20 protein-coding genes and 2 pseudogenes are annotated in these 26,527 nt (G+C 34.4%); all 22 read right to left on the reverse strand.

Annotated elements, in window-relative coordinates:
• Positions 1–276: 276 nt before the first annotated feature.
• The 22 genes and pseudogenes from ACIQLB_RS03195 to rny all read right to left on the reverse strand — a co-directional run bounded on the left by ACIQLB_RS03195 (position 277) and on the right by rny (position 25,974).
• A complete protein-coding gene (locus ACIQLB_RS03195) occupies positions 277–1,647 on the reverse strand; it encodes a glucose-6-phosphate isomerase (RefSeq protein ID WP_400721675.1) in 1,371 nt (456 codons plus the stop codon).
• Positions 1,648–1,698: 51 nt separating this feature from the next.
• Positions 1,699–2,607: a UTP--glucose-1-phosphate uridylyltransferase GalU gene (gene galU / locus ACIQLB_RS03200; protein WP_400720799.1), complete on the reverse strand. Its 909-nt coding sequence runs from the start codon at positions 2,605–2,607 to the stop codon at positions 1,699–1,701.
• A gap of 797 nt (positions 2,608–3,404) precedes the next feature.
• Entirely contained in the window at positions 3,405–4,178 is a 774-nt protein-coding gene (locus ACIQLB_RS03205) for a glycosyltransferase family 2 protein (RefSeq protein WP_400720802.1), read from the reverse strand.
• A gap of 9 nt (positions 4,179–4,187) precedes the next feature.
• On the reverse strand, positions 4,188–5,225 hold the full coding sequence (locus ACIQLB_RS03210; protein ID WP_400720805.1) for a glycosyltransferase family 2 protein: 1,038 nt from the start codon (positions 5,223–5,225) through the stop codon (positions 4,188–4,190).
• Positions 5,226–5,259: 34 nt separating this feature from the next.
• Positions 5,260–6,477, reverse strand: coding sequence for an O-antigen ligase family protein (locus tag ACIQLB_RS03215; RefSeq protein ID WP_400720808.1), 1,218 nt, complete (start codon positions 6,475–6,477; stop codon positions 5,260–5,262).
• Between the two features lie 926 nt (positions 6,478–7,403).
• Positions 7,404–8,354 (reverse strand): glycosyltransferase family 2 protein, encoded by a 951-nt coding sequence (locus ACIQLB_RS03220; RefSeq protein WP_400720810.1) that lies wholly within the window; start codon positions 8,352–8,354, stop codon positions 7,404–7,406.
• A 296-nt stretch (positions 8,355–8,650) separates the two neighbouring features.
• Positions 8,651–9,622: a UDP-glucose 4-epimerase GalE gene (galE, locus tag ACIQLB_RS03225; RefSeq protein ID WP_400720813.1), complete on the reverse strand. Its 972-nt coding sequence runs from the start codon at positions 9,620–9,622 to the stop codon at positions 8,651–8,653.
• Between the two features lie 217 nt (positions 9,623–9,839).
• The gene (rfbB, locus tag ACIQLB_RS03230) at positions 9,840–10,862 is read right to left on the reverse strand and encodes a dTDP-glucose 4,6-dehydratase (protein WP_400721677.1); all 1,023 of its coding nucleotides are present in this window, start codon (positions 10,860–10,862) and stop codon (positions 9,840–9,842) included.
• 14 nt (positions 10,863–10,876) lie between these two features.
• A complete protein-coding gene (gene rfbA / locus ACIQLB_RS03235) occupies positions 10,877–11,770 on the reverse strand; it encodes a glucose-1-phosphate thymidylyltransferase RfbA (protein WP_400721680.1) in 894 nt (297 codons plus the stop codon).
• 65 nt (positions 11,771–11,835) lie between these two features.
• Complete coding sequence (locus tag ACIQLB_RS03240; protein ID WP_400720816.1) at positions 11,836–12,528, reverse strand: WbqC family protein; 693 nt, start codon at positions 12,526–12,528, stop codon at positions 11,836–11,838.
• A gap of 302 nt (positions 12,529–12,830) precedes the next feature.
• Positions 12,831–13,922: a DegT/DnrJ/EryC1/StrS family aminotransferase gene (locus ACIQLB_RS03245; protein ID WP_400720819.1), complete on the reverse strand. Its 1,092-nt coding sequence runs from the start codon at positions 13,920–13,922 to the stop codon at positions 12,831–12,833.
• Positions 13,919–15,160 carry an ATP-grasp domain-containing protein gene (locus ACIQLB_RS03250; RefSeq protein WP_400720822.1) on the reverse strand — a complete coding sequence of 414 codons (1,242 nt, stop codon included), beginning with the start codon at positions 15,158–15,160 and terminating at the stop codon, positions 13,919–13,921. The genes ACIQLB_RS03245 and ACIQLB_RS03250 overlap by 4 nt, the downstream gene beginning before the upstream one ends.
• Complete coding sequence (locus ACIQLB_RS03255) at positions 15,157–16,644, reverse strand: lipopolysaccharide biosynthesis protein (protein ID WP_400720825.1); 1,488 nt, start codon at positions 16,642–16,644, stop codon at positions 15,157–15,159. Before ACIQLB_RS03255 ends, ACIQLB_RS03250 begins: the two co-directional genes overlap by 4 nt.
• Positions 16,629–17,648: a glycosyltransferase family 2 protein gene (locus tag ACIQLB_RS03260; protein WP_400720828.1), complete on the reverse strand. Its 1,020-nt coding sequence runs from the start codon at positions 17,646–17,648 to the stop codon at positions 16,629–16,631. The genes ACIQLB_RS03255 and ACIQLB_RS03260 overlap by 16 nt, the downstream gene beginning before the upstream one ends.
• Before the next feature lie 173 nt (positions 17,649–17,821).
• Positions 17,822–17,983, reverse strand: a pseudogene (locus tag ACIQLB_RS03265) (phospho-sugar mutase); the annotation flags it as partial.
• Positions 17,984–18,346: 363 nt separating this feature from the next.
• The gene (locus tag ACIQLB_RS03270) at positions 18,347–19,330 is read right to left on the reverse strand and encodes an ATP-grasp domain-containing protein (RefSeq protein WP_400720831.1); all 984 of its coding nucleotides are present in this window, start codon (positions 19,328–19,330) and stop codon (positions 18,347–18,349) included.
• Between the two features lie 293 nt (positions 19,331–19,623).
• Complete coding sequence (locus tag ACIQLB_RS03275) at positions 19,624–19,704, reverse strand: sugar transferase (protein WP_400721683.1); 81 nt, start codon at positions 19,702–19,704, stop codon at positions 19,624–19,626.
• Positions 19,705–19,926: 222 nt separating this feature from the next.
• Positions 19,927–20,689, reverse strand: a pseudogene (gene galU, locus ACIQLB_RS03280) (UTP--glucose-1-phosphate uridylyltransferase GalU); the annotation flags it as partial.
• A gap of 17 nt (positions 20,690–20,706) precedes the next feature.
• A complete protein-coding gene (locus tag ACIQLB_RS03285; RefSeq protein ID WP_400720834.1) occupies positions 20,707–22,413 on the reverse strand; it encodes a phospho-sugar mutase in 1,707 nt (568 codons plus the stop codon).
• 225 nt (positions 22,414–22,638) lie between these two features.
• Entirely contained in the window at positions 22,639–22,866 is a 228-nt protein-coding gene (locus ACIQLB_RS03290; protein ID WP_400720837.1) for a hypothetical protein, read from the reverse strand.
• A gap of 438 nt (positions 22,867–23,304) precedes the next feature.
• A complete protein-coding gene (locus tag ACIQLB_RS03295; protein ID WP_400720841.1) occupies positions 23,305–24,069 on the reverse strand; it encodes a tyrosine-protein phosphatase in 765 nt (254 codons plus the stop codon).
• Positions 24,070–24,414: 345 nt separating this feature from the next.
• Complete coding sequence (gene rny / locus ACIQLB_RS03300; RefSeq protein WP_400720844.1) at positions 24,415–25,974, reverse strand: ribonuclease Y; 1,560 nt, start codon at positions 25,972–25,974, stop codon at positions 24,415–24,417.
• Positions 25,975–26,527: the final 553 nt, after the last annotated feature.

The following is a 26,527-nucleotide window of genomic DNA, read 5'->3' on the forward strand; positions in this document are numbered from 1 at the left end:
CGTACATTCCGCTACGGATGTACGTTATTCTTGGCCACTGCTTCAAACATCGTCACTCCATCCTTGGGGTCAGCTTGTACGACTGACGCTACACTTAGTCGGAGAAAAACATTGCTGTCCAGCTGGAATTCTTTGCTCTGTATTGAAAGGCGCAGCCGCACTCACGATCTTTCGCTCCATGTACTTTTTTATGTTAAGAATAGATTTCGATGTTGAACCTTTACTTTTTATATGAAAATTATCACTAAAGCGCATTTAATCATATTTTTCAATAGATTATTCATTTGCATTTCCCAATAAATATTCATTTCGAATATAAACGCTACTTTTTGGTAGTTCCATGCCTAATGAATCTATCTTGATGGAATTATTATACGTTTGTAATAGTTCTAACATCTTTCGTTTATACGCTTCTACACCTGGTTGATCAAACGGATTTACTCCTAGTAGACTTGCACTCATTGCACATGCCTTCATAAAAAAATAAATTAAATAACCTATGTGATAGGCATCTAGTTTTGGGAGCACCAACTGAATGACAGGTACACCACCCTCTGCATGAGCCAGTGCTGTCCCATTCATGGAAACCCCATTAATTTCATTGAATGTTCGTTTCGATAAGTAATTCAAACCATCCTCATCTCGCACATCATATGGCACTTTACAATCATTATCTATTTCGTTAAAATGCAGTAACGTTTCAAATAGGATTGGACTTCCTTCTTGAATAAACTGACCTATAGCATGTAAATCAGTCGAATAATTAACTGTCGCAGGAAATAGACCTTTTCGCTGTTTCCCTTCACTTTCGCCAAACAACTGCATCCACCATTCATGGAACTTACATAATGCAGGTTCAAATGAAGCAAGTAACTCCACTTTATACCCTCGTTCAAACATCACACGTCGCAACACTGCATATTGATAAGCCTCATTACGCTCCAGCGCTGCATCTTGCAATGTTAACGCAGCATCCCTAGCACCTGCCATAAGCATCCGAATATCAACACCTGCAACAGCTGCTGGTAATAACCCCACCGAAGTTAACACCGAATAGCGACCACCAATATCGGCTGGAATGGTAAATTGTCTATAACCTGTGCGATCTGCTATCTGTTTCAAACGCCCGTTTTCCGCATCTGTCGTTACAATAATTCTGTCAACGGCCTCTTCCCCGTAACGTTTTTCCATAAACTGTCGCAACACACGAAATGCGAGTGCTGGTTCCATCGTTTCCCCAGACTTTGAAATGACATTCACATATACACTTTTATTTGCTAAATATTGAAGCAAACTATCAATATAGGAACCACTCATATTTTGTCCAACATACATCACTTCAATACCATCAGTAGGAAGAGTAAAATAAGGTGATAACGCATCTTGGATGGCACGTGCCCCTAAAAATGATCCCCCCACGCCAATAACAACAAGTACATCTGCATACTTATGAATTTCTCGCTTAGTATCCTCAATACGCTGCAATAAAGCACGCTGATCTTCAAGAGGTACATGTAACCAACCCGTTAACATCTCGCTACTCTCTGCTAAATGATGGTGAATCCACCCTACCTCAGCCTCATATATTGACCAATCCTGCTCAGTCATTTCAAAATTGAAAACGCTCATTTGAATAGTACGAATCATCAAATCATAACCTCTTCCATTCTAATAATTTGGAATTCCTACTGGCGTAAATTATTTTAATGAATTCCTTTCTAGTTCGAAGTGGCTCTTCCTAAGTTGCTTCACTTTATTCAACAGTAAACTGGTAATCGCTTCATGTAACTCATCACGATCCAACGCAAAATCAATAATTGTATTAATAAAGCCAATATGCTCACCAACGTCATAGCGGCTTCCTTCTATTTCAAATGCAAATACACGCTGAGAACCATTTAATGCTTCAATCGCATCTGTTAATTGAATTTCACCGCCCTTACCTATTTTTTGTTCATCTAAAAAAGTGAAGATTTCTGGTGTTAAAATATACCTTCCTATGATCGCAAAATTTGAGGGGGCATCTCCGAAAGCAGGCTTCTCGATAAACTCCCTTACTTCCATCAAACGATTTTCTGTAGAAATCGGGTCAATGATTCCATAACGATGAACATCTTCATCCGGAACCTTATGCACACCTATAACACTCGAATACGTTCGATCATATTGCTCGATTAATTGTTTCAGACATGGAATCTCATTTTTCACAATATCATCCCCTAAAAGGACCGCAAAAGGCTCATTCCCAATAAACTTACGTGCACACCATATCGCATGACCTAGACCAAGAGGTTCCTTCTGACGTATATAGTGTATATCTACTTTAGAGGAGGCCTTTACTTTCTCAAGCATATCGAACTTTTCTTTTTCTAGTAAATTTGCTTCAAGCTCAAACGCATTATCAAAATGATCCTCAATTGCCCTTTTATTTTTACCTGTAACAATAATGATATCCTCAATACCTGAAGCTACTGCCTCTTCAACGATATATTGAATAGTCGGTTTATCGACAATCGGCAACATTTCCTTCGGCATTGCCTTGGTAGCTGGCAAAAAACGCGTGCCTAATCCTGCTGCAGGTATAATGGCTTTTCGTATTCTTTCCATTTAATCTCCCTTCGTATAAGGCAGTCCACTTCTACGGCATATTGTTTATTTATTAATTCGCAAGTTAATTTACTTCTCAATATATTAATAACGATTACTTTTTATTCAAATATGTAATTATCTTTTCCAATAAGATAGTTAGTAATTATAAAAGTGCTACCTTATGCAGTAAATATTACAAAAGATAGCACTTTTCACTTTTCGTTCTCACTAATACTTGTTCGTCATCCGAAGTCGAGGATGTCATTTGGCTAAGAGATATTTTAATTTATTTCTATTGGCCATCTAGCGATACTACGACGAACGAGCTACGCCTAAATGAAGGCGAATTTCACCAATCGGTATGATTTCTTTTAACTCCTCTACTAGCTCAACTACAACTTTTGGGACCATTTCCTCTCCAACTCTGCGTACTTTTTTAAAACTTCAATCTGTTGCTTTAATAACGATTCTCAGCTTGCAACTTAGCGGTTTCACTTTCAAATTCAGGTCCTTTGCCAAAGGTATATTGTTTTCCTACAGGCTGTTCAAGACAATGTAATTCGCAACTTCATCCATTTTTTCAGTTGAGAACAATTACGAATATTTAACTCCACTACTACTTGTTTTATAGGAATCCCCGCTAAAGTTCTACTGGATAATTCACTCTTGTCCCCATAGAAAAACACCTCCACGTTGATTTGATAAGGTACAATACCCATTTTTCAACGAAAGGTGTTTTATTTATTTTTATTTATCTCATTTTTTAAATCAGTGCGTAAGCCTTTTATAACTGTTCAATAGCCTTTTCACCATTCTTAACCTGTCAATCTAGTTGAAACGTATTTTATAGAAATGTTAAGCAAGAAAATACACATCCGGTAGACAGTTTGAACCGTTGTCATGCCAAGGTGATTTTTATAAATTTTCCAGTTCCACGTTATACCTTTGAATTTATTTCTGCTTATGGAACCTGGTGTAATTCGATAATAGGCTAGTACTTCATTCATTCCGTAAGCATTGATCTCATAATCTTTTAAAATATCTAGCCAAAGAGCATAATCTTCATGCTTAGTCTTCTTGAAAAGTGGTTTAGCAATTTTACGTGTATCTAATACAACTGTTAAACATCCAAAGTAATTAGCACGCAATAATTTTTTATAATCCACTGGTTCTTTGCATATCTTAACGATTTTCCGTGTTCGTTTATTACTTTCTGTTATTTCTTGATATTGTGTATAGGAAAATGCCACATCAAGTTCCAGCATAAAGTCGAGTTGTTTGGATAATTTTTCAGGATGCCACAAATCATCACTATCAAGAAAAGCTAAAAATTGTCCTTTTGCTTTTTCAATTCCAGCATTTCTGGCATTCGCAACACCACCGTTTTGTGTCAAATTAATAATCTTTATTCGACTATCCTTATATCCTAGTAGTATTTGCTGACTATTGTCTGTTGACTTGTCATTAATAATTATCAATTCCCAATTTTTGTGCGTTTGATTTAGAACAGATTCAATGGATTGGCCAACATACTTTTCCGCATTATAAACAGGCATAATAATTGATACTAGCAAATTATTTTTATGCAATACACCATCCTATTTCATAATATTTTTAAATGTATAGGCGAGTATCAAATTAAATTTTAATGTATAACAAACTGCATATATTTTGACGAATAAAGGTGTCAATAATTTTGTTCGATTACTCTGACAGTATGCTATTACTTCTTTATCGGTCTTCAAATTAGCCATGAATTGCATGATATCTCTATTCTGCGTTTTATCAATAGCCGCAGTTATTTGTGAAATGCCTGCACCCGATTTGACGTAGTTTTTTAGTGAACTATTAAACAAATGAAATACTAAGATAGAATATATACTTGTCATATTCGAATTATTCCTTTTTAAATAATCAATGTACTTTTCTGCTAAATTTAGGTACTGTTCTATAATTTCAGGTTTAGGTTGTTTCATGAGCGATCCATTTCGTTGCAAATAATAATAAAAAGATGAATTGGTACTTATTATTTTTTTTATATGCACTAAGTAATATAGATTAAATAGCTTATCTTCTGAGAATATCTCACTATTTGGTTCAAATCGTATATGATGTTCTTTAATAATCACATTTTTATACAATTTATTACAAACTTCATCCCCATGTTTGTAGTTAAAAAAATATTCATATAGGTATCCTTTTAATCCTAATTTCCCAATCTCAATCTTCTCTTGCTTAATTTTTAAAAAATCCTTCTCTATTTTATCTTCGTACACTTTCGTATAATCACATACTACTAATTCTGCTTCGTGCTGTTCCATTTCATGTACCATAGATTCAATCATATCCAACTCTATCCAATCATCGGCGTCCACGAATAGTATGTATGCTCCACTGGCCTTATCTAATGCAGCATTTCTAGCAGAAGACAGACCCCCGTTCGGCTTATGAATTACTTTAATCCGTGAATCTTGGACAGCTAATTCATCCACCATCTTTCCACATTTATCTGTTGAACCATCATTGACTAAAAATATTTCTAGATTTGTATACGTTTGATTTTGAACTGATTGTACACATTTTTGTAAGTATTGCTCTACATTATAAATTGGAATAATGACACTGACTAACTTCATAGTTTCCCCCAATCTTAATTTTATAATCTTATTTTCATTCTAACTTAATCTGTTCACGGTACAGATATTCTTTTTCTGTCATACTGTATCGCCAAATAAGCGCTAGAAATAAAAATAAATATTCACTCGCAATTAGTGAAAGGAACATTAAAGAAATTGAAATTGAAACATAAGTCCCTAGGAGAAAAGCCTTTGATTTATCCATCCATACAATTGACATTATTCTAAAAAATAATAGAGCCCAAAATACAAAGAATAATACTGATCCAATTACACCCGACTCAACTAATATTTCTAAAAAAGTATTGTGCATATAAATTCCCTGACCAAAAAAATCTGCACTATAATCCCTAAAATTATATATACCAATTCCTTGTACAGGATTGTTTAAAAAGAGCGACAGACCATTGTTCCATATTTCAATTCTGCCACTACCGCCATCCTTACTAACAGATTCCATTCTTTTTATCAAAATCTGATAGATATCGATATGCATAACTTTTAATACGGAAAAGTAACTTATCCATGTAATTATAGGTACGACAAAAAAAATTTTTACTTTTGTTTTTACACTAAAAAAAGCGATAGTAATAACAATCCCTACTAAGGTTGCTAATATGCCCCCCCTTGAAAAAGTTAGTATCGTTGTTATTAAAGCTAAAACAAATCCAATCTTTCCTTTTTTGTCTTTCATATTTGCTAGGAAAAAGAACAAGAAGATCGAGTTGGATACAACAAATATATTAGGGTCTGATAATATACCGATTAATCGAGGCATATTTCTATCTAGCATTAAGCCATAAAATCTAATGCCATTCCCATAAAAATTAAATTTATTAGAAATTAAACCAAATAGATAAAACAATAATGAAATTACGTTATATAATATCCCTACTGTCCCAATTATTCGCTCAAATTCTTTTAATGTAATATTAGAAAATAGAAATTTATATATAAAGTAAGAAAAAAGGCCGATTAAAATAGCAATAGTCAAACGAATACTTGCTATCGGATATGTAGAAAATACTCCAGTAAGACAGTAGAAAACATAGAAGAAAATCATAAAAGTTTCATGACTTTGAGGCTTATGAAAAGCAAATTTACTAAGGGTAAGCATAAAAATTACTACCATTAATACCATATGTGGTTTTAACGCAAAACCAATGTTTACATTCAGGTTACCTAAAAAAACACTGAATACTAAAATAAATATTAGAAAATAATTATTTGAAACTTTTTTTTCGCAAATCATTTTTCTCTCCCCTTACTACCCCTCTTTAAGAGCAAACTAATAGTGCTTTTTTAGGTCAAGAATCTGCGCCATTTCTTTATAGAAAATGGCTTTATTGGTGAAAAAGTGTTCAAATGAAATGAGCAAAATCTGTTGATTTTATTTTAGCGTTTATCGCAGGAGTCGCAGCCTTCCACAATTAATTAATAGAATGCACGGATTTTAAATTAACTCAATTGTAAAAAATTTACTACTTAACTTTAATGATTGTTTCGTTCAAAACATGGCTCTTTGATATTGTTTTATCTGTCGGTATAAAAACAATAATTCTTCGGGTGATTTTCCTTGAATTTTTGACAATGGTGTCATTTCAAGTACTGCATAAGCTATCTTGCCAAATTACTTAAAGATAGACATAAATTCAGGGAAGAAACGATCAAGCCAGCAAATCAATCGATTCTAAAGCGCATTTAAATCTTCTTGGATTTTCACACGCAAAGTTGCGCCGTTCGCAATTCAACTTCCATGCCTTCTAGAATAAGTAGGTAATTAAATCGTCCATCACTTTTTAACGTGCAATGACGAGCTCATCCTTTTGGTCGTTCTTCGTTTAAAAATTGTCATCTAGCTCTTTGGAACGATTTACATGATGAGGATTCACCATGATAAACGGAATTCCACGTACACTAAGATAAACAGCGAAATTCATCCAATAATGCCAGCAGGTTCAAAACTGACTAACACGTCGCTTTTTTCATGCGCAGTACGTAAAGCAATTAATATTTTATAAAAAGTATCGAAACCTGGTCTTGATTGCGAGAAAGGGAATGATTTTTAGAGCACTCGTCCTCTCTCACCAACCGTGCATGTGTAATGTGTACGGCTGGTAATAATAAATAAGTATTACTAATCCTCTTAAATAAAATAAAATATATAACCTAAACTTTTCAGCAGTAATTACTATCACCTTTTACCAGTCTAATAGTTCTAGTAGATAACATATTTTTACACCTTACGAGGGAATATTTCGAAACTTTTAATGCGAGAATTAAATTTAATACCATTTTAAAGAATTCGCCTTTTTCTTTATAAACTAATGCTTCCTTAAAATAGAGTTGTGCTTTATCAAAATTTTCTTCCGTATTTAGTGTAGTCCTCTTATTTATATACATATCGATTTCTGATTGGTTAATTAAATCAATATTTTTATAGTTTTTTTGTAAATACTTCGCTGATAAAAGTTGTTTTAGGGCATTCGATCTTGAAATACTAATAGAATTGAGCCTATAAGTAAGCGTTACATCATTACAATTACCAATCCGATATTTTGGGGAGCACCTCAATAAAAAATCATAATCTTCACAAGTGTGTAAATTCCGATATCCATTTAAGTCAGTATACACTTTTCTCTTGACAAACCATGTTGGATGAGGAACACAATTATCATATTTCAAAATACTATTAATAATATTATTAGAAACAGGATGATTAGATGATTTTTGTATAACATTTCCACTCTCATCAATTATTCTAACTTTAGATCCAATTAAGTCATAGTTATGCTTTTCCAAGTAAAACAATTGCTTATCTAGTCTGTTATTATCTGAGATATCATCCGCATCCATTCTTGCTATATATTCACCCTTACAATATTCTAAAGCTTTATTTAAACTGTTTGTTAGTCCTATGTTTTTATCATTTTCAACCACGATTATACGCTCATCTCTATTTGCATAATCAGATACAACTCTTTTAATCATAGTATTATCTGGATTATCTAATACAATAATAAATTCAATTTTTGAATATGTTTGATTCAAAATAGATTCAATACTCGCTTTTAACCATTCCATCTTTTCATTATAAGTACTCATTATTACTGAAATTAAATCTTTCATTATACACATCCCCATTAGTTAATAATGTCAGCATTTGAATAGAGAACGTGACGAATGACTGCATCGCGATAAGCTTAGTTTGTATTGCTATTTACTACTTATATGAAGGTGAATTTCTCTTTATACATGGTGAAGAATTTTCAATTGTTATTCAAAAAAGAAAGCAAACAAATTGACTAATTGGGGAAAAATATAAAAGTGCTAACTTTTACACCTGGTTTTAGGTAAAATTCAGCACTTTTATAATAACGAGGAATATTTTAGTCAGTCACATTTCAAATTAAGTTTTAATCCGTTCAGTATCTTTGATTGCTATGCCATTTCCAAGCATCTTCAATAATTTCCACTAAGCTTTTTTCTGCCTTCCACCCAAGTTCATCAAAAATCTTTTTAGATGAAGCAATTAGTCTTGCAGGATCTCCTTCACGTCTTTCAGAGAGTTCGACATATGCCTTTTTACCTGTTACCGCCTCGCAAGTTTCTATTACTTCTTTTACTGTATAGCCGAGACCATTCCCTAAGTTATATATTGCCTCTTTTGCTTTGTTCTCAAGTAATAAATTCAAGGCAAATATATGTGCTATTGCTAAATCTGTAACATGTATATAATCACGAATGCATGTCCCATCGGGTGTTTCATAGTCTGTACCATAAATACACACCTTTTCCCTATCACCAACTAAATGTTGCAATACTATTGGAATAAGATGAGTTTCTGGGTTATGGCTTTCGCCAATTTCCGCTGTTTCATAGGCCCCGGCTGCGTTAAAATATCTTAAAATTACGTAACGTAAATCATAGGCTGTCGCATAATCCATGAGAACTTGTTCAATCATGAGCTTTGATCTTCCATAAGGGTTTATTGGATTTGGCACAATTGTTTCATCAATCATGTTTAGGTTAGGAACCCCATAAGTCGCAGCAGTTGACGAAAATATAATATTTTTCACGTTATACGTTAACATTACACTTAATAAAGTTAACGTAGATATAACGTTGTTCTCATAATATTTCTGTGGATTTACGACAGATTCACCGACTAGGCTACTCGCAGCAAAGTGCATTACTGCTTTAATGGAATATTGCGAAAAAACACGCTCCAAATCGCCTTTTTTTCCTAAATCACCCTGCACAAAAATCGCTTTTTCATCAATCGACTCCTGGTGACCAGTTGAAAGATTATCCAATACAACAACAGCTTCTTTCTTTACTAACTCTTTTACAAGATGACTACCTATATATCCCGCTCCACCGATAACTAATATCAAATGGTTGTCTCCCTTTATTTCACATTTTCATTTTTCTTTTACTAATAATAAGCGCTTTGAAAAATCGCGGTAGTTGCGCGAAAGCCAATTATTTTACACAAAAGCTAGGAGTACTATTTACATTTACATGCTAGTTTCTTGAATAGCTACCATTCTAGAACGGAGAATATATGATTTATATATCTTGTTATTTTCGTCTGAGCTTTTCTAGCTTCCATCATCCTAAATATTGCTTTTCAAAATACTGTTGATATTGTCCACTTATTATTTGATCCCACCAAGTGTTGTTTTCAACATACCATTGAATCGTTTGCGCAATGCCAGTTTCAAATGTGTATATGGGCTTCCAACCTAATGATCGCTCTATTTTAGTAGGGTCAATGGCATAGCGTTTATCATGAGCTAAACGATCTGTTACATACTTTATAAGTTTTTCCGATTTCCCTAATGTCTTGATAATCGTTTGAACAACTTCTAAATTGGTGTGTTCATTATGCCCACCAATATTGTATATTTCTCCGTTGACACCTTCATGTAACACCAAATCAATGGCCGTACAATGATCAAAAACATGTAACCAATCTCGTATGTTTTGTCCGTCACCATATATAGGGATTTTTTCATCCTTTAACACACGAGAAATAGTTAAAGGAATTAATTTTTCTGGAAACTGATATGGTCCATAGTTATTCGAACAACGCGTAATATTCATTGGTAATCCATATGTTTTATAATAAGCACGAACTAAACAATCAGAAGAAGCTTTACTTGCACTATAAGGGCTATTTGGTAGTAATGATGTCTCTTCTGTAAAAAAAGTAGATAGTTCAAAATCCAGTTCCCCATAAACTTCATCCGTAGATACATGGACGAATTTTGAAATGCCTACTTGCATCGCTGCTTCTAATAATACTTGTGTCCCTAATACATTTGTTCGAACAAATACCGATGGATCTGTAATTGAGCGGTCCACATGACTTTCTGCTGCAAAATGAACCACATAATCGAATTGTTCCTTCTTAAAAAAAGTCATAACCAGCTCACGATTTACAATATCGCCTTTTACAAATGTATAGTTATCATTTGTTTCGAATGCTCGATGTTTACCTAGATCACCTGCATACGTCAATAAATCTAAATTATAAATTTCATAGGCAGGATACTTACAAATTAAATATTGGATAAAATTACCTCCAATAAATCCTGCACCGCCAGTAATTAATATTTTTTTCTTTACCATCATTCCAACCTCTTTCAATGTATTGTTATAAGTGAATGATCCAAGGTATTAGGTACTTCCAGCAAATACTTACCATATTCTGTTTTCATAAGAGGTTGAGCAAGTTCTAACAATTGCTTATTTGTAATATATCCGCTTCTAAAAGCAATTTCTTCAATACATGCGATATAAAGCCCCTGTCTCTTTTGAATCGCCTCAACAAAATTAGAAGCTTCAAGTAAAGACTCATGTGTTCCTGTATCTAGCCAAGCTAAACCACGTCCCGCAATTTTGACCTTTAATTCGCCCATTCGTAAATATTCTTCAAGAATAGAGGTGATTTCTACTTCTCCGCGCACTGATGGCTTTACATTTTTGGCAATCTCAACGACTTTATGATCAAAAAAGTATAAGCCTGGCACTGCGTATGAGGATTTCGGTCTTTCCGGTTTTTCTTCTATTGAAATAGCATTCATATGCTCATCTATTTCAACTACACCATATGCACGTGGATCTTTGACATAACAGCCAAATACAATACTACCTCTAGTTAAAGAAGCGGCTTCTTTTAGTCGATTACTCAAATTTGAGCCGTAAAAAATATTATCCCCTAATACTAATACTACAGGGGAATTATCAATAAATTTTTCTCCTATAATAAAAGCTTCGGCAAGACCATTGGGATATTCTTGAACAGCATATTCGAAATGCATTCCTAAATGACGTCCATCACCTAATAGCTCTTTAAATCCTTCAAGATCTCGAGGTGTAGATATTATTAATATCTCTCTAATACTCGCAAGCATTAAGACAGAAAGTGGGTAATAAATCATCGGTTTATCGTAAACCGGTAACATTTGCTTTGAAATCGATTTTGTTAACGGATAAAGTCGAGTCCCTGAACCCCCTGCTAAAATAATACCTTTCACCAAATTTCGCCTCTTTCGTTTTTAATTGCTCAATATTTTATCAATATCTTTATCTTTCGTTTTTATCATCTAACTAATTCATGAATATCTAACATTGCTTTAATTTTACTAATATCGTTAAACATCATGACATCAATTATTGAAAGACCATGCATAAAATCATTTGAGTATTGTTTGTATGGTGTCAGTATTGGTTGAATAAATTGAATTTCCAAATCATTGTCTATATATTTTTGCTGATTGTAAAAATCCTTGCCGCCAATCGCATTAATATAGGTAGTCGCATTTAAAGCCCTAGTTACTTTAATTCCCCATTCATCTGCTGCATTAGCCTCTTTAATAGTAGGGAATTTTTGCGACATAATAGTAATACTCGTTTCTATACCTAATAATGCGCAAGTTTTTCTTAGAATTACAGTAATGAATTGACTTAAATTGCTGCTACTATTTGTTAAACAATCCGTTACGAATTCCATAACATTCATAAAATACGGTGCGTTTTTATAAAATATTAATTGATTGAGAATTTTTTCTTGCCAATTCATATTACTATTTATGACAATGTCTTTAATTATAGTTTCTCTAGGAGCTTTACATACTGGAACATTGAAATATATACTTTTTCCATGCTCACTCAAGATTCGGTTCCTATTTATCCAACTTCTTCTCGTATATTGAGCATGATCAAAAATGACAAATTCATCTACCGAGTGTATCAGTTGGAAATATCCTAGATACGGAAAAAAATAAGGTTGCATTAAGGCTATCCTCATTCTAAGTGTCCCTTCATAGGTTAATAAAACTACTAATAAGTATCTTGATAAACATGGAATTCTAACTCCATGTAAATTTCCCCGTGTCTACAAAATACAACATAAAGATCATCTTTTTTAACCTTTCCCTTTTTCCCATCGTGAGCTAACTTCTTTTATATCGTAATGCAATATATGCCATTTAGATACTTCTCCTGATTCGAGTAACGAAGTAAAGAATTTGTTCACTTCCATTTCAATGATGATAATTCCCTGCTTCTAATTTCGTTTTAAAGTTAACTTTTACACTATTCTTTTAAAAGTATACAAATTTTATCTACATCTTCTAGCATGAGATCCCCATACAATGGTAATGTTAAAACTCTTTCTGCAATATATTTTGCGACAGGTGTATCTTCAGCATTGAACTTTTCTCTGAAACAATCAAAGCTATTCGTTAAAGGATAAAAATACTTTCGGGAAAAAATATTATGTTTCATTAATTTCTCATACACTTCATCCCGCGAAAGTTGGAAACCATCAAATACAACAGGGAGGTATGCATAATTACTCGACACATCTTTTGGAGGAGGCAATAATTTAATACCTCTGATACCACTGAGATGTTCAACATATCTCTCAAATACTTTCTTTCGCTTCCCTATTTCCTCATCTATATTTCGGAGGTTGCACAAACCCATAGCTGCCTGAAATTCATTCATCTTAGCATTACCACCTGTATACTCAATTGTTTCAGGTCCAGTAATACCAAAATTTTTATAAATATTTAATAAGTCTTTTATGTTAGAATCTTTAATGGTTAGTGCTCCACCCTCAATAGTGTGAAAAACTTTAGTTGCATGGAAACTAAACATGGAAGCATCACCAAAGTTTGCAACACTTTCACCACCTACCGTTACCCCGAAAGCATGAGCAGCATCAAATATGATCTTAAGATTATATTTACTTGCTATTCTTTCAATCTCTTTTATATTACATATATTTCCGTATACATGAACGGCTATAATAGCGGATGTTTTATCTGTTATTAACCTTTCAATATTATCTGTTTCTAAGGTGTAATCATTAAGATTAATGTCAGCAAAAACTGGTGTTAAACCTTTTCGTACGATTGCATGCGTTGTAGATGCAAATGTAAAAGGTGTGGTGATGACTTCGCCAGTTAATTGAAAAGCTTCAATCGCGTATTCTAATGCTAGGTGCCCGTTAGAAAATAGTGTAATATTTTTTGTATTTAAATACCGTTTCAATTCAGCTTCTAAAGCATTATGCTTTACACCCATATTGGTCAACCAGCGACTATCCCAAAGATCTCTAATTTCTTCAGAGAATTCCATAAAACCAGGCATTGATGTTTGTGTTACTTGAATAGGCTTCATATATTCACCTTCTTGACGTTATTTACTTTCACAAATGAATACTCAACATTTACCTTCACGAAGTTTGTGATATGCTCCATTTTCTCTAACATGTCATCTTCTGAAGGAAATTTTAGTATCATAGTGCCCAATTTTTCATTAGATCCTGAAAATGCTTTAATATGACTTTTTGATTTAACTAACAATTCATATTCAACAATGCCATTTTCTATTTCATCATGCATTTCCACATTTATAAATACTCCGCTAGTTTCACTATTCAATACATACACCGACCAATATCCTTGTGGTTCAACCATAGTCAAATCATTACAATCCTCACCTAAAGCCGCCTTAATTGTATATTCGATCATATCTACACCAGTTGCATATTTTGTTACTTGCGGAATCCAATCGCCACCATTCCTGGCAGCTATCTCAATAAGATAAACATTTTCTTGTTCGTCCACTCGAATATCAAAATTATAGGCACCTGTTTTCATATTGAGTAAAGTCAACGCTCTTTGAATCTCTTTATGAATTTTTTGTTGAATATGCTCAGACATTTTGCATGGCCAGCTTGAACCAACTGGAACAAATGGATTTGGTGATGCTACTGTCGGAAAATGCTCATTCGTAAAACTACGAAAAACAAGCTTTCCATTTACAGAAAAACCGTCCCCCCCAACATGATAACCATGCTTTTCTATATACTCTTCCACAATAAAACGTTTCGCTTTCGAAAAACTTAAAGCATACTCTATTTTTCCCTGCAAAATGTCAATGGAATCTATTTTCGAGACTCCTCTACTGCCTGAAGAATCAACAGGTTTTATCATTACAGGCATTTTAAAATTATGAAAATCAGCATTAGCTTCTTCCACTGCTCGATAGCCCTTTGCTCTTGGAACGTTAAAATTATTTTTCTTCTGAAACTCCCGAAACAAATCCTTATTTGACAATATCTCTACAGATTCATAAGGATGTGACGGTAGTCCCAGCCTTTCAGCAACATAAGCTGCAGTAGGTGCTGCAGGATCAGATGCATAACTAACTATGCCATCAATGTTTAACGATTTTGCTAATGATAAGACACCTTCCTTATCTGTAGTGCTGACATTATAGTAATCGTGCGCATATTGATGCCCTGGATTTTCTTTTATATAATCACAAGTAATAACATAGTGACCCATTTCTCTTGCTTTTTTTATTGCTGGGATTTGAGAATGTGCACCACCAAGCATTAATAATTTTTTCATTCTGTGGCCTCCTCATTTACAACAATTTTAGTAGTTGTATTCCTTCTAAACAGACCTTTTATAATCGATAGTAAATAAGTAAAGGCATCAAAATTAAATACTTTTGCTAACCCTACATATAAAACGATCCCTACAATTATTTGAATAACGAGCGTTACAATCTCAGTCAACCCAATCAAGTGGATTGGATAAACAATAGCCCCCATCACTAAAGATGTCAGCAAAGATGGTTTTATATCCCTCCACTGTTCTTGAATGCTATAGTTTAGTAATTGTAAATTTGGATATGCGTTAATAAAAGTCGATAAAATTCCAACTCCGAGGACTCCTAAAGCCATCATATGAACACCGAATGGGATACTGACAGCTAAAATAATCAATCCTAATATAGTTTTCACAATTTCTAGTTTTAAAAAAATGTCACTACGTCCCAAAGCGTTAATTGCTTGTAAATTTGCAGTATGTATAGGCCATAATGCATAACTAATACAAAAAATTTGTAAGAATGGCACGGAAGGTAGCCATTTTTCTGTTAACAAAATTTTAACTAAAGGCTCAGCAATAGCTACCAGTCCGAACATCATCGGAAAAATTACAAATGAGCTCATAATGATTGAACGACGTACCATAACCTTAACTCTTTCTGTATTATCTTGATGGAAGGATAAAGTAGGAAACATTACAGATTGTATGGAGCCATTAATGTTGTTAATAATTACGCTAGGAAATTGCTCACCCCGATTATAAAAACCTAATAATGCAGGGCTAAACATTTTACCAATTAGTAGATTTCGAATGTTCGAATTAAGGGTATCAATCAATGATGAAGCTAATAATTTCCATCCAAACACAAATAGACTTCCGAGCCTCTCCATTGAAAAGATAAGCTTCGGCCGCCAAGTTACTGTAAACCATAAAATGACCGTTACTATAAGCTGGTTTGTAATTTGATGTCCAATTAAAGCCCAAACACCATATCCTGCATAGGCCATCGTTATACCAACAACACCAGATATAATGACGGCTCCCAAACTACTAAAGAACAGTTTTTTAAACTGCATATTGCGCGCAATAACTGCATGTTGAATTGAATTAAACGCACCGAAAAACAATGTTAAGGAAAGAATTCTTAAGACAGATAGTAGTTGGGGTTCTGCAAAAAATGAGGCTATGAAAGGGGCTGCAAAAAAGAGTATGACATACAGGTTAATGGCAACAAACAAGTTTAAATAAAATACAGATGAATAATCCACTTCATCCACTTTTTTCTTTTGTATCAATGCTGTGTTAAATCCACTCTGCAATATCACACTAGCTATTGTTATGAAAATGGTGACTAGAACGAGTAACCCAAAGTCCTCTGGAAGAAGTAGACGGGCTAGTACAATCAACACAATAAATTGAATTCCCTGCGTCCCTCCACGTTCTAACAGCTTCCATAATAGAGAAGAAAGGACTTTAGATTTTGTTATATCATCGTCCAATTAATGATCCTCCTTTTAACAAATCTAAGAAGCTTTGAGATGCTTGGACTATATTGATCTATAAATAATATTGTTTTTTTCTTTAATCCTAATTTTAAATATAGCTCTCTATATTCTCCTGTTTTTGCTTCTTTAAATCTCCCCTGTTCAAGTAAAAGAAAAAACTGAGTACTATTCTTTCTCCTATCAATAGCATCCTTAAATATATTGTTCGTATATAGATTTATTTCATCCAACATATCTTCTATTTCACGATAATGCTGCTTCTTTGTTTCTATATCAGAAAAGGTTCTGCCTGTCCAAGAAGTACTATCTCCTATTCGATACGAAGACATCAACTCATCCATATAGTACACCGTACCTAGCAATGATAAATAAATAACTAAAGGGTAATCGCCAACAGGGGCATTTACAAGAAAGTCTGGTCTCTCTTTTCTAAGATTTAGTGGATAAAACATGGAATTTGTTAAAAAAAGACCTCCTCCTCCTTCAATTACTTCTTCAACTGAGAATTCCTTATCTCCTTTATTTAGACGGTTAAATAATACACATTTCTTATCAGAAGCATTTACTACATTTCCACCATGAACACATAGGCTACATTCAGGATGCTTCTCCATATAATCGAATTGTTTTTGCAATTTATAAGGATCTATCCAATAATCATCCCCCTCACAAATAGCAATATATTTCCCGCTTGCTCTGCTAATATTAATTGCACTTACCGAAACACCTTTGGAATACTGATTTTCTGTTTGATAGATAGGCTTTATCAAATTAGGGTATTTCTTCTCATACTCTCTAATAATGTCTGCAGTTCTATCTGTCGAAGCATCCTCATGTATTAATATTTCAAATTTGAAATTTGTTTTTTGCATTAAAAAACTATCAATCGCATCCGCTATATATTGTTCGTGATTATACGTGAGACAGTGAATACTGACCAAGATATTCCCCACCTGATTTTCTCCCCCTGATTGTAGAACTGACTGTTTTTTTCTCAATCTATACGTCTCTTACTAAGGGATTAGCTTATGCCATATCCCTTTACCGTCATTTACCTTTTCGGGCTCATTATTTTTGAATTACCTGTTTCCATTGAATCGGATACTACCCGAAGTTAACTTTAACTTTTAGCTCTGTTCCCGATGGGCGAAGGCAAAGCCATGAACCATCACCTAACTTTTGCAGCCGCACCGTTCGTAACAATATACTTGGCTAATCTTTCTGACGCTCGGCGCACCGTGTATACATTCATACGATTCGAACCAGCTCCTAGCTCACCACGCATTCCACCTGCACCAAATTCAAGATGCTTATAAAAGGCATCCTCTAATTCGTTAATCTAACATCGCAGATAACTGTATCCTTATAGTTTCATCAATTTGAAAATCTTCTTTCGTAATAATTTGTTTATTATTTAATCAATTCTGCATTATAGCTATTAATCGTTAATAAAACCAAAAACAGGAATGTATACTCGATATTTATCCTAATATACGAATTAAGTTTATACTTTATTCCACTAGCGTCTCATTAAAATAATTCAACACGTTTCTGGAAACGAAATTTCTGCAATATTATCTAGACATAAAAAAAGCCTTTATAATGGTTGGGTGGTAGTAAATCATCTAGATCCAAAATAAAGGAAATAAGCATGGATAAGTTTACACGAAAAACATCTGCTCCCTCTCTGTTAATTCTAAACACCTATTATTTCGTTTGGTGCTTTAAACATAATCCTTTCATATTTCATCATTAAAATACCATCACTGTAGTTACCAATATCCTTCACATTCGTTTTACCATTTATATTGTTTATTAATAATTCGAGGAAGTTTACACCGCACCCGTAAGCACATATATAGTTCGCACCAAACCTTGGATTGATTTCCCCTATATAATATTCTCCATTAACCTTGAACACATCTACATCAATAGGACCAGTAATATTGAGTTTATTAGATAAATCTTCAATAAAGTCAAATAGCTTCTGATCCTTATATGAAATGACTTTATCAGCACCACCTATAGTCAATGAGAGTTTTTCCTTTGCAAATATTGATACCATTTTTTGTGAATAAATATCAATATATGCATCTATATCATACTCAGTACCATTTAAAAACTCCTGTATTATATTTTTATGTCCATTATGAAAACTCTTTTCTAGTTCTTTCATATTAGTACATTTAATAACTCCCCTACTACCATCAGCACTATTTGGTTTGACTATTACAGGGAACGAGATTTTATTTTTACTATAATCTTCTTCAAAAGTTTCTAAATCATTGTATGACTTTGCACAACGAATCCCATTTGTTGTCAAAAATTCATACGTTAAATACTTGTCATCACAAGTCTCTGCAATACTTAAATTAGGTAAGATTGGAATAACCCCAATTCCTTTAAATTTATCAATATTTTTAGAGAGAACCATTATATCTTTATCTAACATAGTTAGAATTGCTTTAACATTATTCTCATTACAAATTTCCAATAGTTCTTCAACATAATTATCATCTTCTAGCGATGGTACTATATATGAATTTTCCACCGAATATAGGGCTGGTAGTATATTTGAATTACCTGTAGCTATTATCCCCATGTTAAATTTCGCAAATTCACGATTAAACACTTCTAACATTTCTACTCTTCTTCCAGGACAGCTAATAAGAATATTCATCCGGCATTTCTCCTTTTAGGCTAATTATAGGAACTTTTTTTCATCTTGCCCTATAAACAAAGGCATATTAACATCTTTTGGTCTATTTACTCCTTTTCTTAAAAGTACAGATTTTATAGTCATAAAAAATATTTTTAAATCAAGCCAAAAACTAATATTTCTACATACTATATATCTAGCTTATTTTTTTCTCCCTAACTTATAGAATTTCTTCCTTTAACCTACGCCCATCCAGAAATACCTGGGGTAACATCATGTCTTCTCATTTGCTCAACACTAGAGTGTTCTAAATATTATACAAGTAAAGACCTTGGACCAATAAAACTCATTTCTCCCTTTAATATGTTAATTAGTTGTGGGAGTTCATTATTCAATAACTAGATTAGTAATATATACTTTACTAAAGATCATTTGAAAATAAATTCTGAAAAAACGAATTTCCCAACCTAGAACAAAATTAATTGCCTCTTTCGATAAAGGTAAAGGAGGCATTATTCAATTAAAGAATTTTTCATTAAAAATTAGCATTTACGATTTAACTTTTAAATTCTCTACGATTTCCACCAGATACACACTCATCATCTTTAATCTCATCATTTTCCAACGTCATGACGTTTACCTTCAAAGTCATAAGCATATACATTTTGTCTTTCATTAAGGTTTTGAATGGCATCTGTTAACTGAATTACTCCACCAGCCCCTGTTTCTTGTAAGTCAAGAAACTCAAAAATGTCAGGTGTTAGAACTTAGCGCCCCATGATTGCTAAGTTGGAAGGTGCGGTTCCTTGCTTTGGTTTTTCTACAAAGTTTCTTACTTCATAGAGTCTTCCACTTGAAGTGACTGGATCGATAATGCCATAGCGATGTGTTTCATTGTCTGCTACTGTTTGAACACCGATGATTGAAGAGCCTGTTGCTTCGTACTGTTCAATCAGTTGTTTTGTGCAAGGTTGTTCTGCACGAACAATATCGTCACCTAGTAGTACGGCAAAAGGTTCTTCACCAATGAATTACGAGCACACCAAACTGCGTGACCCAACCCTTTTGGTTCTTTTTGACGAATGTAGTGAATTTCTACATTCGATGATTGATTTTGTTTAGGAAATATAGTTTTCCTTTTGAAGCTAAATTTTCTTCTAGTTCAAAATTTCGATTGAAATGATCTTCAATAGCTCATTTACCTTTACCTGTTACGATAATAATATCTTCTATACCCGATGCAATGGCTTCTTCCACAATGTATTCAATCGTTGTTTTATCAACGTTTGGTAGCATTTCCTTCGGCATAGCCTTTATCGCTGGTAAAAAGCGTGTGCCTAGCCCTGCTGCTGGGATGATTACTTTTTTGACTTTCTTCATCTTTCTCTGTACTTCAATTACTTGTTTGTCATAAAGCCTACCTGTAATTGTTTTAGCTTACGTTGTGCTTGCTCCCTCGTTCTAGCTACTGTACCAAAGTAAAACTTACATTTTGGCTCTGTTCCTGAAGGGCGAATCGCTATCCATGATTGATCTTCTAATATGAACTTCAAGACATTTTCTTTTGGTAAATTAAGTTTTGTAATGGAACCATCTAGATAAATGGCTTGTTGCGTTAAGTAATCTTCTATTACCATTACTTTTTGACCTGCAATGTCAATGATTCTATTTTCTCTAAAGTATTGTAGTAAAGCTTGCATTTCCTTCTGACCTGTAATGCCTTCAAATGTTTGTGACTGTAATGCTTCTTGATAATAGCCATATTTATTAAATAAACTGTCTAGAACATCTAATAAAGTTTGTTGTTTTGTTGCGTAGTAAGCCGCCATTTCTGCTACTACCAATGCAACTTGGACGGCATCTTTATCACGTACAAAGCTTTGGACTAAATAGCCATAACTTTCTTCATAACCGAATAAAAATGTTTTTGCTTGTGTTTGGTCGTACTCAGCAATCTTTTCTGCAATGTATTTAAAGCCTGTTAGGGTATTCACAGTTTCAATTCCATATTGCTTAGCAATTACAGCACCTAGTTCAGAAGTAACAATTGTTTTGAGCAAAACTCCATTTTCAGGTAGCTCATTTTTTTCTTTTTTCGCCTCAAGTAAATACTGTAAGATGAGTGCACCTAACTGGTTACCTGTTAATAATTGATAGCTACGCTCTGTTTTTACTGCCACACCTAATCGATCTGCGTCAGGATCGGTTGCTAATAGTATTTGCGCACCTGTTTCTTTCCCTTTTTGTATGGCATACGTAAAGGCTGCCGCTTCCTCTGGGTTTGGATATGGTACCGTTGGAAAATCGCCATCTTGCACAGCTTGTTGTTCTACAATATGGACGTTTGTAAAACCAAATGCTTGTAAACCTTGTTGTACCGGTACTAGCCCTACACCATGTAGAGGTGAGTAAACAATTGGGATAGTGAAGTCAATATTTGTGCGTTGTTTTAAACCGTGTAATTTTTCTTGATAGGCTTGGTCAATATTAAGTAAAATCCATTCTACAGTTCGATGCTGCTCTAATGTGTGCCATGATGTTGTTGGAATGTCAAAAACATTTTGGACATCATCGAATTTTTCAACGATGGTTTGAATAGCAGACGGTGTCAGTTGTGCCCCGTCCTCCCCATAAACTTTAAAACCATTATATTGTTTTGGATTGTGACTAGCGGTAATGACCACGCCTGCAAAAGCGTTTAAATACCTTACTGCAAAAGATAATTCAGGTGTTGGTCGCGCTTCGCGAAATACAAATACTTTCACTCCTAATGCTCCCAGCACTTGAGCTGTTTCAATAGCGAAATCCTTTGAGAAATGCCGTGTATCATAGGCAATGACAACACCCCGCTGTTTAGCTACTTCCCCGTTTTCTGTGATATACTGCGCTAATCCGTATGCAGCTCTACGAATAGTGTAAATATTCATACGATTTGTACCTGCACCTAACACACCACGCATACCCGCTGTGCCAAATTGTAGATATTGATAAAATCGATCTTCAATTTGTGATGCATCATTTACAACGGCTAGTAATTCTTCTTTTAAATAGGAAGGAACAGTTTCCTTTATCCATTGCCTGTAATGATCTTCTACTATACTCAATATGACACCTTCTGTTCATTCAATAATTCAAGCATTTTTTTCTTATACGCCTCGACACCTGGTTGATCAAATGGATTTACATTTAATAGATAAGCACTCATTGCGCAAACTTTCATATAGAATAAATGAGATAGCCGAGATGGTAACCATCGAGCCGTGCCAATTCGAACTGGATGATAGGCACGCCTCTCTCTGCATGGGCAAGGGCTGGTCCTTGCTTAGAGATCACATTACGTTGAATGTGCGTGAGCTTAAGTAATGAAGCTGGTCCTCATTTTTTTCTTCATTTGGGACACGACAATCGTCCGTAATATCATGAAAATAAAGTAATGTTTCAAAGATGATTGGGCTTCCTTCTTGAATGAATTGTCTAATGGCATGTAAATCAGTAGAGAAGTTTACGGTTGTCGGATGTAAGCCCTTTTTGTTTTTTCCTTCACTTCCACCGAACAACCGTTTTCACCAATCGTAGAAATTTGCAAGAGCTGGTTCAAATGATGTCAGCATTTCAATTTGATAACCATTTGAATAGAGAACATGACGAATGACTGCATTGCGATAAGCTTCGTTTGTACAAACATTTTGCTATTTACTACTTATATGAAGGTGAATTTCTCTTTATACTTGGTGAAGAATTTTCAATTGTTATTCAAAAGAGAAAGTAAACAAATTGACTAATTGGTGAAAAATATAAAAGTGCTAACTTTTACACCTGGTTTTAGGTAAAATTCAGCACTTTTATAATAACGAGGAATATTTTAGTCAGTCACATTTCAAATTAAGTTTTAACCTAATGTATTCATTGCTTTATTTACCGTCAACGATTTCAATAATGACATTAAAGCTTTCCGCATTTTTCACTTACATATTTACACTTCTTTTCTCTTAATCCTAAAAAATCTTCCACCATTTCCCCACTTCGATTTTACAAGGTTCTTGTATAATAAAAGGCTGATTTTCAATTATTCTTGCATTATTTTCGAGTAATATATCGACGGTATCTAACTCTTTTTTCTTTTCTAAATAACAGAGCCCTGCATCAAAAAAAAATGGTCGAGATGATAGATTGTGAACATCCGATCCATACGTATGAACTAAATTAGCCCTTACTAGCTCAAGTGAGAACTTTTGTATTGTGCGACCAAAATAACCAGCTAAGCTTCCAGCAGTTATTTGTGCTTTTGCTCCTTCGCAAATTAATCGTTCTAAGTATACAGGCCTTTCAACAATGGCTTTATTTCGTTCTGGATGCGCAATAATTGGGATAATTCCTTCAGACAGTAATGCACGAATAATTTTTATTGTATAAGTCGGTACAGTATAGGACGGTAATTCTAATAACATATAATTAGAGCATGCTAATGTGTGGATTTGATTTGTTTTATAGAGTGGAATGATTTTTTCTGATAATCGTACTTCATGTCCGCTAAAAAGTGTTAGAGGAATACTTTTTTTTATGAGTTCAGATTGTAATAAGTGAATTTGATTTTTCACTGCGCTATAATTTGCATGATATTGTGGGTGATGGCAATGGGGAGTGGCTATTATTTCTTTAATTCCTTCTTTAACCGCTTGTTCAAACAATCGCATAGTATCTGCCATCGTTTTTGGTCCATCATCTACATTCCATAAGATATGACTATGCATATCAACCATCAATATCCTCCTCTCTAATATTTATTTAGAAAAGGTCCATTGCTTTTATTATGCTCAATCTATAAATATTATGAGTACTATTAAGGAAGTGGTTATTGGCTAACTAAAGAGCAAATAGAAATAGGCAACTCTTTGTTCGAAACCGAACAAGAAGTTGCCTATTTTTTCGCGAAATTAACTTATTTTTATAATTGCTAAAGTTTTCAGTGTCCTCATTAATAAGAAAAACATTTCGAGCCCGCAATTCGCGACAAGGTTTTCCTGTGATTATTGGCGCAAATATCCACCTAGCATATCGACTCGAAAATTCTATTCTTTCTTATGAAATAAAATCTTTTAATGATTTTATTTCGCGTATTCCACTGCACGTGTTTCACGAATAACCGTTACTTTAATATGACCTGGATAATCAAGTTCTTCTTCAATACGCTTACGTATATCACGCGCTAGGCGATGAGAAGCTAGATCATCAATTTTTTCAGGTTGTACTATAATACGAATTTCACGACCAGCTTGAATCGCAAAGGATTTTTCTACACCATCATAACTTTCGGAAATTTCCTCTAACTTTTCAAGTCTACGGATATAGTTTTCAAGCGTCTCACTTCGAGCACCTGGACGAGCTGCTGATAATGCATCAGCTGCTGCTACTAATACGGCAATAACAGATGTTGCTTCTGTATCGCCATGGTGAGAAGCGATACTGTTGATAACGACCGGATGTTCTTTGTATTTTGTTGCTAATTCCACACCGATTTCGACGTGGCTACCTTCAACTTCATGGTCGATAGCCTTACCAATATCATGTAATAAGCCTGCACGGCGAGCTAATGCTACATCTTCACCAAGTTCAGCAGCGAGTAAGCCTGCTAAATATGCGACCTCAACTGAATGTTTTAGGACGTTTTGTCCATAGCTTGTACGATATTTCATGCGGCCTAATATCTTCATTAAATCTGGATGTAAGTTATGAATGCCAATTTCAAATGTTGTTTGCTCACCGGTTTCGCGGATTTGTTCATCCACCTCACGACGAGATTTTTCCACCATTTCCTCAATTCGAGCAGGGTGAATGCGACCATCCTGTACAAGTTTTTCAAGTGCAAGTCGAGCCGTTTCACGACGAATTGGATCAAAGCCTGATAAAATAACCGCCTCTGGAGTATCATCAATAATTAAATCTATACCTGTTAACGTTTCCAAAGTTCGGATGTTACGACCTTCACGACCAATAATACGACCTTTCATTTCATCATTTGGCAAGTTCACGACAGATACTGTTGTTTCAGCAACATGATCTGCTGCAAAACGCTGTAGTGCCAGTGATAAAATTTCACGTGCTTTTTTATCTGATTCTTCTTTCGCACGTGTTTCAGCTTCCTTCGTCATCACAGCAATATCAGTTGCTAGCTCTTTTTCTACTTCTCCTAAGATAATAGCTTTTGCTTCATCTCTAGTTAAGGCAGAAATTCGTTCTAGCTCCGCTTTTTGCATGGCAACGAGCTCATCCACTTTGCTTTCCATCTGTTCAATATGCTGTTGTTTTTCGCTAAGAGCTTGTTCTTTACGCTCTAAGCCTGCTTCTCTCTTATTTAGAGCATCATCTTTGCGATCAAGATTCTCTTCTCTTTGCAATAAACGGTTCTCTTGTTTCTGAAGTTCTGAACGACGTTCACGAATGTCATTTTCTGCTTCAGTACGAAATTTGTGAGTTTCATCTTTGGCTTCAAGTAGTGCTTCTTTCTTCAATGCCTCCGCTTCTCGTTTTCCTTCTTCAACGATTGTTTCAGCGACATGTTTAGCACCAGTGATTTTTGAGTCATTCACTTTTTTCATGTAGATATAGCTAACAGCGGCACCAACGATGAGTCCAAGCAAAGCGGAGATGATAGTAATTCCATCCATATGAACACCTCCTCTTGCTATTTGGGTATTACAGTTTCAGTCGGCGCATACATCAATTTCGCCTTGGCGTAATAACTGCGTCCCGGATTTTGAATTGTGTTCAGGTCTGCACGAGGGCCGATACGATGTCGGTCATTCGGTAAAGTCACAGGACGTGCGTTTTTACCGATGCAGATTTGTTAGCCATTTTCGCAGGATACGAAGATTTTAGGCCAACATTCTTATATTCAGTTCTTTCAAAATCCATGACATCCGCCAGGGCCCAATCTTTATTTAATAGTTCTTAAAAGCCTCTACTAAATGAAGACAGAATGTACTGCCTATTTAAAGTCATAATTCAGAAATTATACATATTTAATTGTATAGCTAGCCTCAAGCTCTGTCAAGGATAGTCGGGCACATGTTCGCCCTTCTACGAAAAAAAGTCAGTCATATCCATTAAGAGAATTAATTACCTAATGCTTTTACACTAACGCTTATTGTAACTTATTAAATTTATACGTAGAAGCAGTACTTAGGAAGTATTTTTACGAACTAGTTACTTTTGGTGAAA

Source organism: Lysinibacillus sp. NPDC092081, assembly GCF_044755845.1.
Lineage (GTDB): Bacteria > Bacillota > Bacilli > Bacillales_A > Planococcaceae > Lysinibacillus.

Coding starts and splice junctions, on each gene's coding strand:
- ACIQLB_RS03240 (WP_400720816.1), bottom strand. CDS start 12,528: ATGCAACCTTATTTTTTTCCGTATCTAGGATATTTCCAACTGATACAC.
- rfbB (WP_400721677.1), bottom strand. CDS start 10,862: ATGGTAAAGAAAAAAATATTAATTACTGGCGGTGCAGGATTTATTGGA.
- ACIQLB_RS03195 (WP_400721675.1), bottom strand. CDS start 1,647: ATGATTCGTACTATTCAAATGAGCGTTTTCAATTTTGAAATGACTGAG.
- galU (WP_400720799.1), bottom strand. CDS start 2,607: ATGGAAAGAATACGAAAAGCCATTATACCTGCAGCAGGATTAGGCACG.
- rny (WP_400720844.1), bottom strand. CDS start 25,974: ATGGATGGAATTACTATCATCTCCGCTTTGCTTGGACTCATCGTTGGT.
- ACIQLB_RS03210 (WP_400720805.1), bottom strand. CDS start 5,225: ATGAAGTTAGTCAGTGTCATTATTCCAATTTATAATGTAGAGCAATAC.
- ACIQLB_RS03250 (WP_400720822.1), bottom strand. CDS start 15,160: ATGAAAAAATTATTAATGCTTGGTGGTGCACATTCTCAAATCCCAGCA.
- ACIQLB_RS03245 (WP_400720819.1), bottom strand. CDS start 13,922: ATGAAGCCTATTCAAGTAACACAAACATCAATGCCTGGTTTTATGGAA.
- ACIQLB_RS03295 (WP_400720841.1), bottom strand. CDS start 24,069: ATGGTTGATATGCATAGTCATATCTTATGGAATGTAGATGATGGACCA.
- ACIQLB_RS03220 (WP_400720810.1), bottom strand. CDS start 8,354: ATGAAAGATTTAATTTCAGTAATAATGAGTACTTATAATGAAAAGATG.
- ACIQLB_RS03215 (WP_400720808.1), bottom strand. CDS start 6,477: ATGATTTGCGAAAAAAAAGTTTCAAATAATTATTTTCTAATATTTATT.
- ACIQLB_RS03270 (WP_400720831.1), bottom strand. CDS start 19,330: ATGAATATTCTTATTAGCTGTCCTGGAAGAAGAGTAGAAATGTTAGAA.